The organism is Microbacterium sp. 67-17, assembly GCF_001898325.1.
In the GTDB taxonomy this organism is placed as follows: domain Bacteria; phylum Actinomycetota; class Actinomycetes; order Actinomycetales; family Microbacteriaceae; genus Microbacterium; species Microbacterium schleiferi.
This window is the reverse complement of record NZ_MKTR01000022.1, coordinates 1-1412: the sequence shown is the minus strand read 5'-3', so window position 1 is coordinate 1412 and position 1412 is coordinate 1. Positions and strand designations below refer to the sequence as shown.

Sequence of the window (1412 nt, the reverse complement as noted above, 5' to 3'; positions counted from 1 at the left end):
GAGGTGTCACGGACTTCGCGGCTCTTCTCGTTGAAGATCGCGCGCAGCAGGCGCTCCTCGGCGCTCAGCTCGGTCTCACCCTTGGGCGTGACCTTGCCGACGAGGATGTCGCCGGGACGCACCTCGGCGCCGATGCGGACGATGCCGCGCTCGTCGAGGTCCTTCAGCAGGTCGGGCGCGACGTTGGGGAGGTCACGGGTGATCTCCTCCTTGCCGAGCTTGGTGTCACGGGCATCCACCTCGTACTCCTCAATGTGGATCGAGGAGAGCGTGTCGTTCTTGACGAGGTCCTGGCTGAGGATGATCGCATCCTCGAAGTTGTGGCCTTCCCAGGTCATGAACGCGACGAGCAGGTTCTTGCCGATCGCGAGCTCGCCGTTCTCGGTGGCGGGGCCGTCGGCGATGACCTCGCCGACCTCGACCCGGTCGCCCGCCGAGACGATGACGCGCTGGTTGTACGAGTTGCCCTGGTTCGAGCGGTCGAACTTGCGCAGGAAGTAGTCCTGCGTGCCGCCCTCGTCGAGCTGCACGGTCACGACGTCGGCCGAGACCTCCATGACGACACCGGCCTTCTCGGCGGTGACGACGTCACCGGCGTCGATGGCGGCGTAGCCCTCCATACCCGTGCCGACGAACGGCGAGTCGCTGCGCAGCAGCGGCACAGCCTGGCGCTGCATGTTCGCACCCATGAGGGCGCGGTTCGCGTCGTCGTGCTCGAGGAACGGGATCAGCGAAGTACCGACCGACACCATCTGGCGCGGAGAGACGTCCATGTAGCCGATCTCGTCGGCGTGGAACATGTCGACCTCGCCGCCCTGGCCGCGACGGGCCAGCACGCGCTCGGTCGCGAACGAGCCGTCCGCCTTCAGCTCGGCACCGGCCTGGGCGACGATGTAGTCGACCTCTTCGGATGCCGTGAGGTAGTCGATCTTGTCGGTGACCTTGCCGGCCTCGACGCGACGGTACGGCGTCTCGATGAAACCGAACGCGTTGATGCGCGCGAAGGATGCCAGCGAGCCGATCAGACCGATGTTCGGGCCTTCCGGCGTCTCGATCGGGCACATGCGGCCGTAGTGCGACGGGTGCACGTCACGGACCTCGACGCCCGCACGCTCACGCGACAGACCGCCGGGGCCCAGCGCCGAGAGGCGACGCTTGTGGGTCAGACCCGCGAGCGGGTTGTTCTGGTCCATGAACTGCGACAGCTGCGACGTGCCGAAGAACTCCTTGATCGCAGCCACGACGGGGCGCACGTTGATCAGGGTCTGCGGCGTGATCGCCTCGATGTCCTGCGTGGTCATGCGCTCGCGGACGACGCGCTCCATGCGCGACAGACCGGTGCGGACCTGGTTCTGGATGAGCTCGCCGACGGCGCGGATGCGACGGTTGCCGAAGTTGTCGATGTCGTCGAC

General features: G+C 66.9%; 1 protein-coding gene. It reads right to left on the bottom strand.

Annotation, left to right across the window (positions count from 1 at the left end; translation table 11 throughout):
• Nucleotides 1–1412 (bottom strand): DNA-directed RNA polymerase subunit beta (gene rpoB / locus BGO47_RS09485; RefSeq protein ID WP_292711181.1); only part of this gene is annotated, 1412 nt, incomplete at both ends.